Raw genomic sequence first — 6,878 nt, 5'->3', positions numbered from 1 at the left:
CCTGGGCGTGGCGCTGGCCCTGTCCATGCCTGCGCGCAGCTGGCGTGCTTCGGCGGTGCTGGTGATCGTGTCCCTGTCGCTGCTGATCCCCTGGAACGTGGTGGGCACGATCTGGCAGATCTTCGGCCGCACCGATATCGGTCTGTTCGGCTGGGTGCTGGCGCGCCTGGGGCTGGACTACAGCTATGTGGGCAATCCCGTCCATGCCTGGCTGACCGTACTGTTGATGGATGTCTGGCACTGGACGCCGCTGGTGGCGTTGCTGGCCTACGCCGGCCTGCAGTCCATCCCCGAGGCCTATTACCAGGCTGCCAGCATCGATGGCGCCAGCAAATGGGCGGTGTTCCGCTATATCCAGCTGCCGAAAATGCGCGGCGTGCTGATGATCGCCGTGCTGTTGCGGTTCATGGACAGCTTCATGATCTACACCGAACCGTTCGTGCTGACCGGTGGCGGGCCCGGGAATTCCACGACCTTCCTCAGCCAGTATCTGACGCAGAAGGCCATTGGCCAGTTCGACATGGGGCCCGCCGCCGCTTTCTCGCTGGTCTATTTCCTGATCATCCTGCTGTTCTGTTTCGTCCTGTACAACTGGATGCTGCGTGTCGGCACCCGGGATCTGGAAGCCTCTCATGACTGATCGCTCGTTCCTGCCGCGCAAGCGCACTGTTTTCCTGGTCCTGTATCTGGCGTTCGCCCTGATCCCCATCTACTGGATGGTGGTCATGAGCTTCAAGACCAATCAGGGCATCCTGGCCGAGTTCTCGCTGTTTCCCCGGGAATTCACGCTGGACAATTATCGATTGATCCTGACCGACCCGTCCTGGTACATGGGTTACGTCAACAGCCTGATCTATGTCTGCCTGAACATGGTGATGGCCATCGCCGTGGCCCTGCCGGCGGCCTATGCCTTTTCGCGCTATTCCTTCCTGGGCGACAAGCATGTGTTCTTCTGGCTGTTGACCAATCGCATGACGCCGCCTGCCGTGTTCCTGCTGCCGTTCTTCCAGCTCTACACAACGCTGGGGTTGATGGATACGCACTGGGCCGTGGCGTTGGCGCACCTGTTGTTCAACGTGCCGCTGGCCGTCTGGATCCTGGAAGGATTCATGAGCGGCATTCCCCGGGAAATCGACGAGACCGCCTATATCGATGGCTACAGTTTTCCCCGGTTTTTCCTGACGATCTTTCTGCCCCTGATCAAGTCGGGCGTGGGCGTGGCGGCTTTTTTCTGCTTCATGTTCAGCTGGGTCGAGCTGTTGCTGGCGCGCACGCTGACCAGCGTCGATGCCAAGCCCATCGTGGCCATCATGACCCGCACGGTGTCGGCCTCCGGGATGGACTGGGCCACGCTGGCGGCTGCCGGCACGCTCACCATCGTGCCGGGTGCCATTGTCATCTGGTTCGTGCGCCACTACATCGCTAAGGGTTTTGCGATGGGGCGGGTCTAGCTTCTTTCAAAGGAATACGCCATGTTTGACTGGATGGTCTGGACTACGCCGACTGCCGTGTTTTTCGTCTGCATCGCGCTGATGCTGGTGGGCATGACGGTCTGGGAAATCCGTTCGCCCACGGTGTTGCGCAAAGGGTTTCTGCCCATGGCAACCACTCGAGGCGACCGCCTGTTCATCGGCCTGCTGGTGGCCGCCTATATCAACCTGGCCTTTCTGGGACTGGGCGAGACGTTCATGGACTGGTTCGCACTGGATGAAGAACCTTCCGTCTGGATCAGCTTCATCCTGTCCATGACCACCCTGGCACTGATCATGAGAAAGGGATGAGCCCGGACTGCTGACAGTCCACTGCGGACTGTCAGCAGCCGGGCGAATCGGAGCCGCTTGCAAGCGGCGACGTGGAGAGCTGTTACGGCTTGAGAGCAGAGCCGCTTGCAAGCGGCGACGTGGAGAGCTGTTACGGCTTGAGAGCAGAGCCGCTTGCAAGCGGCGACGTGGAGAGCTGTTACGGCTTGAGAGTAGAGCCGCTTGCAAGCGGCGACGTGGAGAGCTGTAGCGGCTTGAGAGCAGAGCCGCTTGCAAGCGGCGACGTGGATTGATGCATGACTGGTGCCGCCTATTTTCCCCGGGCGGCGCAGGATGACAGGGCAGGGGAGCACACAGAGGAGAACATGATGAAATTCCGCCACACTGCCTTGGCGCTGGCCGTTGCCTGCGCCCTGGGAGGCCAGGCCGCCTGGGCTGGCACCGCCGAGGCCCAGAAATGGGTCGACAATGAATTCCAGCCGTCCACGCTGAGCAAGGATCAGCAGATGGCCGAAATGCAGTGGTTCATCGATGCCGCAGCCAAGCTCAAGGCCAAGGGGGTCAATGAAATCAACGTGGTGTCCGAGACCATCACGACCCACGAATACGAGTCCAAGGTCCTGGCCAAGGCCTTTGAGGAAATTACCGGGATCAAGGTCAATCACGATCTGATCCAGGAAGGCGACGTAGTCGAAAAGTTGCAGACATCGATGTTGTCGGGCAAGTCAATCTACGACGGCTGGATTTCCGATTCCGACCTGATCGGCATGCATTACCGCTACGGCGAGATCCTGTCGCTCACGGACTACATGCAGGGCGCCGGCAAGGAATACACCAATCCGAACCTGGACCTGCAGGATTTCATCGGCACGTCGTTCACCACCGCGCCCGATGGCAAGATGTACCAGTTGCCCGATCAGCAGTTCGCCAACCTGTACTGGTTCCGCTATGACTTGTTCAACCGCCCCGACCTGAAGGAAAAATTCAAGGCCAAGTACGGCTACGAACTGGGCGTGCCGATCACCTGGACCGCCTACGAGGACATTGCCAAGTTCTTCTCCGAGGACATCAAGACGCTGGATGGCAAGCCCATCTACGGGCACATGGACTACGGCAAGAAGGACCCGTCCCTGGGCTGGCGGTTCACGGATGCCTGGCTGTCGATGGCGGGCGCGGCCGACAAGGGGACTCCCAATGGCATGCCCGTTGACGAGTGGGGCATCCGCGTGGCCGATGACAAGTGCACGCCGGTGGGGGCATCTGTGGCACGCGGCGGGGCGACCAATTCGCCGGCCGCTGTCTATGCCCTGACCAAATACATCGACTGGATGAAACAGTACGCGCCCAAGGTGGCCCTGGGCATGACCTTCTCTGAGTCCGGCCCCGTGCCGGCCCAGGGTGAGATCGCCCAGCAGATCTTCTGGTATACCGCCTTTACGGCCGACATGACCAAGAAGGGCCTGCCGGTGGTCAACGAGGACGGCACGCCCAAGTGGCGCATGGCGCCGGCCCCGCACGGCCCCTACTGGAAGGAAGGCATGCAGAACGGCTACCAGGACGTTGGTTCGTGGACCTTTTTCAAGAATCACGACCCGGACAAGGTTGCCGCCGCCTGGCTGTATGCCCAGTTCGTGACTGCCAAGACCACGTCGCTGAAGAAGTCCATCGAGGGGCTGACCTTCATCCGCGACAGCGACATCCACAGCGACTACTTCACGCAGAACGCCAACAAGTACGGTGGGCTGATCGAGTTCTATCGCAGTCCGGCACGGGTGGCCTGGACGCCGACCGGCACCAACGTGCCCGATTATCCAAAGCTGGCGCAATTGTGGTGGCGCAATGTTTCCCAGGCCATCGCCGGGGAAAAGACGCCGCAGCAGGCCATGGACAATCTGGCCAACGAAATGGACAAGGTCATGGCTCGCCTGCAGCGGGCCGGCATGAAACGCTGCGCGCCCAAGCTCAACGAGAAGAGCGATCCGGCCAAGTGGCTCAGCGACGAGCATGCGCCTTGGAAGAAGCTGGCCGACGAGAACCCGAAGCCGGAAACCGTGTCCTACGATTCCCTGCTGCAAGCCTGGAAAGAAGGCCGCGTCCGTTGATGGGAGTGTGAATGATGTCCCAGACTGCTGTCCTGCCGCCTGTCACGACGGATCGGGATCAATTGCTGCATGACCTCGAAGCCCTGACCGAGGTTGATCTGATCGTCATCGGCGGTGGCGCCAGCGGCCTGGGCGTCGCCCTGGATGCCCGGCTGCGGGGCCTGTCGGTCCTGCTGCTGGAATCCAACGATTTTGCCGGCGGGACCTCCTCGCGCGCGACCAAGCTCGTGCATGGCGGGGTCCGCTACCTGGCCCAGGGCAATATCGGCCTGGTGCGCGAGGCCCTGCACGAACGCCGGGCTTTGCTGAACAATGCGCCGCATCTGGCCCAGCCCCTGGCCTTCGTCATGCCCGCCTATCGCCCCTGGGAGGTGCCGTTCTATGGTGCCGGCCTGAAGGTCTACGATGCCCTGGCGGGCTCTGCCAGCCTGGGCCGGACCGAATGGCTGGGGCGTGCCCGTACGGCGGCCCAGTTGCCGGGACTCAAGACCGCCGGGCTGTTCGGTGGTGTCAAATACTGGGATGGCCAGTTCGACGATGCGCGGCTGGCGCTGACCCTGGCCCGCACGGCGGCTGCCCAGGGGGCCCTGGTGCTGAATTATTGCCCCGTCGTCGATGTGCTCCACGAGAATGGCCGGGTCAGCGGCGTGCAATGGCGCGATGCCCTGGATGCCGCAGGGCGCCGCGAAGGCACGGTTCGTGCCCGTTGCGTCATCAACGCCACCGGCGTCTGGGTCGATGACCTGCGCCGCCTGGATGATGCTGCGCGGGGGCAGGGCACCACGCCCATGGTGGCGCCCAGCCAGGGCGTTCACCTGGTGGTCGATCGATCCTTCATGCCATCCAGCGAAGCGCTGTTGATCCCGCGCACCCGGGATGGCCGGGTGCTGTTTGCCGTTCCCTGGCTGGGGCACCTGATCCTGGGGACCACGGATACGCCGCGTGAAGCCGTGACCCGTGAACCTCGGGCGCTGCCCGAGGAAATTGCCTTCATCCTGAACGAATCTGCCCATGTGCTGGCGCGCGCCCCCCGGGCCGAAGACGTGCTCAGCGTCTGGGTCGGGCTGCGCCCCCTGGTGCGGCCGGCGCATGAAGATGAAGGCGGCACCAAGACCATCAGCCGTGAACATACCGTCCAGGTCAGTCCGTCGGGCCTGGTGACCGTGACCGGAGGCAAGTGGACCACCTACCGTTCCATGGCCGAGGATGTCCTGCTGCATTGCCGGAACGCGGGCCTGGTGCCCGATCTGCCGCCTTGCCGGACGGCCAGTTTCCCGCTGTTGGGCGCGCCGCCGCCGGATGCGCCTGCCACGCGCTTGACCGATCTGCCGGGTTTGCATGTGTACGGCACGGAAGCCCCTGATGTCCAGGCACTGCCGGGCGCCGACCATGATCTGGGCCTGGGCCTGAGCGAGGCCATGGTCCGCCATGCGGCGCGCCGTGAATATGCCTGCACGGTCGAGGATGTGCTGGCCCGGCGTCACCGGATGCTGTTCTTGCATGCGGATCGGGCGATCCAGGCCACGCCGGCCGTCGCGCGCATTCTGAGCGAGGAAATCGGCTCGGATGGCAATCCGGCAGCCTTTCTGGCGCTTGCCGAACAATATCGCAGCGTTCCTGCGTGATGCTGTACGGGTCCTGCGGCTTGTGCACCGCAGGGCCTGGAGCGCCTGCCGCCGCGCCATGTGTGCCGCCAGACCTTGACGGCCAGTGACAGCGAGTCGGCCAGTCTGATGTCCACCCCGAACAACAACACCAGCGTGGGGATCAGCAGTTTATCGCCCGCCACGACGCCTGCGATCAGCACCAGCAACACCGCCAGCACCTGATAGCGCGTGCGCCCGCGCATCCGGGCGGCCCAGGCCGCCCCGTCCAAGCCAATCAGATCCCCGAGCATGCCGACGGCGCCGCTGACAATGCTGTAAATCTCCAGCTTATACCAAGGCTTGCCGCCAGGATTTACGCAGAATTTATGTGCGACGGGAGTTCTGGAATGGAAACTTTACGCGCTGTCGTTGAATACTGGATCGCATGACCGGGTCGCCCGGCCCGGGTCTGGAAACGATTGAGGTGAAGCATGAATTTGATTGTCGGATTGATTGCGTTCGGGCTGTTTGCCTATCTGGCTTATGCATTGATCAGGCCCGAAAAATTCTGATGCAAGAACCCTGTGAATCAATTGAGGATCTTATGGCTGATCTATTGTTTTTGGCATTGTCCTGCGGGTTTTTCGCCGTTGCGGTGGGGTTCATCGTCGGTCTCGAAAAAATCTGATCGGAGCCCAAGATGACTGTCGATATCGTTCAGTTCGTCATCATCCTGGCGATCATGGCTGGCGCAGCCGTGGGGCTGGGAAAATGGATGGCGCATCTTTTCACCCATCCCGGGCACAGTGCCCTGGAGCGGGGCACTTACCGCCTGTTGGGTGTTGACCCGTCGGAGCCCATGTCCTGGAAGCGCTACGGGGTGGTGCTCGTCCTGAGCAACGCCGCCATGCTGCTGCTGGGCTACGTGCTGCTGCGCGTGCAGCAGTTCTTGCCGGGCGATCCACTGGGGAGGGCGTCCCAGACGCCTGATCTGGCATTCAATACCGCAGTGTCATTTACCACCAATACCAACTGGCAAGCCTATTCCGGTGAAAGCAGCCTGTCGAATTTTTCGCAAATGGCGGTCATCACGTTTCTGATGTCCGTCAGTGCGGCCACCGGCGTGGCGGCCGCCGGAGGCGTCATCCGGGGTCTGAGCCGCAAGTCCGCAGGGGATATTGGCAACTACTGGGTGGATTTCACCCGTGTGCTCTACCGGCTCTTGCTGCCGCTGTGCTGTGTCATGGCGCTTGTCTATGTCTGGCAGGGCATGCCTCAGACACTGGCTGCAGATGCGGTGGTGACTACGCTCGAAGGCGCCCGGCAGCAGATCATCATGGGGCCGGTCGCCAGCCTGGAGGCGATCAAGCATATCGGCACCAATGGCGGGGGCTTTTTCGCCATGAATGCCGCCCATCCGTTCGAGAACC

Annotated in this window: 7 protein-coding genes; all 7 read left to right on the top strand. The window is 62.2% G+C overall.

Translation table 11 applies throughout. The annotated features are described in order from the left end of the window. Window positions 1-640: sugar ABC transporter permease (locus RBR29_RS09645; protein ID WP_320348867.1), on the top strand; the 640-nt coding region annotated here is incomplete at its 5' end. Continuing rightward, the gene (locus RBR29_RS09640; protein WP_320348865.1) at window positions 633-1,451 is read left to right on the top strand and encodes a carbohydrate ABC transporter permease; all 819 of its coding nucleotides are present in this window, start codon (window positions 633-635) and stop codon (window positions 1,449-1,451) included. The genes RBR29_RS09645 and RBR29_RS09640, both read left to right, overlap by 8 nt. Before the next feature lie 21 nt (window positions 1,452-1,472). Beyond that, a complete protein-coding gene (locus tag RBR29_RS09635) occupies window positions 1,473-1,781 on the top strand; it encodes a DUF2160 domain-containing protein (protein WP_320348863.1) in 309 nt (102 codons plus the stop codon). Between the two features lie 347 nt (window positions 1,782-2,128). Then, window positions 2,129-3,862, top strand: coding sequence for an ABC transporter substrate-binding protein (locus RBR29_RS09630; protein ID WP_320348869.1), 1,734 nt, complete (start codon window positions 2,129-2,131; stop codon window positions 3,860-3,862). Window positions 3,863-3,876: 14 nt separating this feature from the next. Next, the gene (locus RBR29_RS09625) at window positions 3,877-5,487 is read left to right on the top strand and encodes a glycerol-3-phosphate dehydrogenase/oxidase (protein ID WP_320348868.1); all 1,611 of its coding nucleotides are present in this window, start codon (window positions 3,877-3,879) and stop codon (window positions 5,485-5,487) included. 452 nt (window positions 5,488-5,939) lie between these two features. Beyond that, a complete protein-coding gene (kdpF, locus tag RBR29_RS11970; protein WP_369293025.1) occupies window positions 5,940-6,020 on the top strand; it encodes a K(+)-transporting ATPase subunit F in 81 nt (26 codons plus the stop codon). 128 nt (window positions 6,021-6,148) lie between these two features. Then, window positions 6,149-6,878: potassium-transporting ATPase subunit KdpA (locus tag RBR29_RS09620; RefSeq protein ID WP_320348861.1), on the top strand; the 730-nt coding region annotated here is incomplete at its 3' end.

Source organism: Castellaniella sp., from assembly GCF_034007085.1.
Taxonomy (GTDB): Bacteria; Pseudomonadota; Gammaproteobacteria; order Burkholderiales; family Burkholderiaceae_B; genus Castellaniella.
This window is presented reverse-complemented; position numbering and strand designations above follow the sequence as displayed.

What these genes read in the sequence shown, in the direction of transcription:
- RBR29_RS09640 (WP_320348865.1), top strand. Translation starts at nt 633, where the DNA reads ATGACTGATCGCTCGTTCCTGCCGCGCAAGCGCACTGTTTTCCTGGTC.
- RBR29_RS09635 (WP_320348863.1), top strand. Translation starts at nt 1,473, where the DNA reads ATGTTTGACTGGATGGTCTGGACTACGCCGACTGCCGTGTTTTTCGTC.
- RBR29_RS09625 (WP_320348868.1), top strand. Translation starts at nt 3,877, where the DNA reads ATGTCCCAGACTGCTGTCCTGCCGCCTGTCACGACGGATCGGGATCAA.
- kdpF (WP_369293025.1), top strand. Translation starts at nt 5,940, where the DNA reads ATGAATTTGATTGTCGGATTGATTGCGTTCGGGCTGTTTGCCTATCTG.
- RBR29_RS09630 (WP_320348869.1), top strand. Translation starts at nt 2,129, where the DNA reads ATGAAATTCCGCCACACTGCCTTGGCGCTGGCCGTTGCCTGCGCCCTG.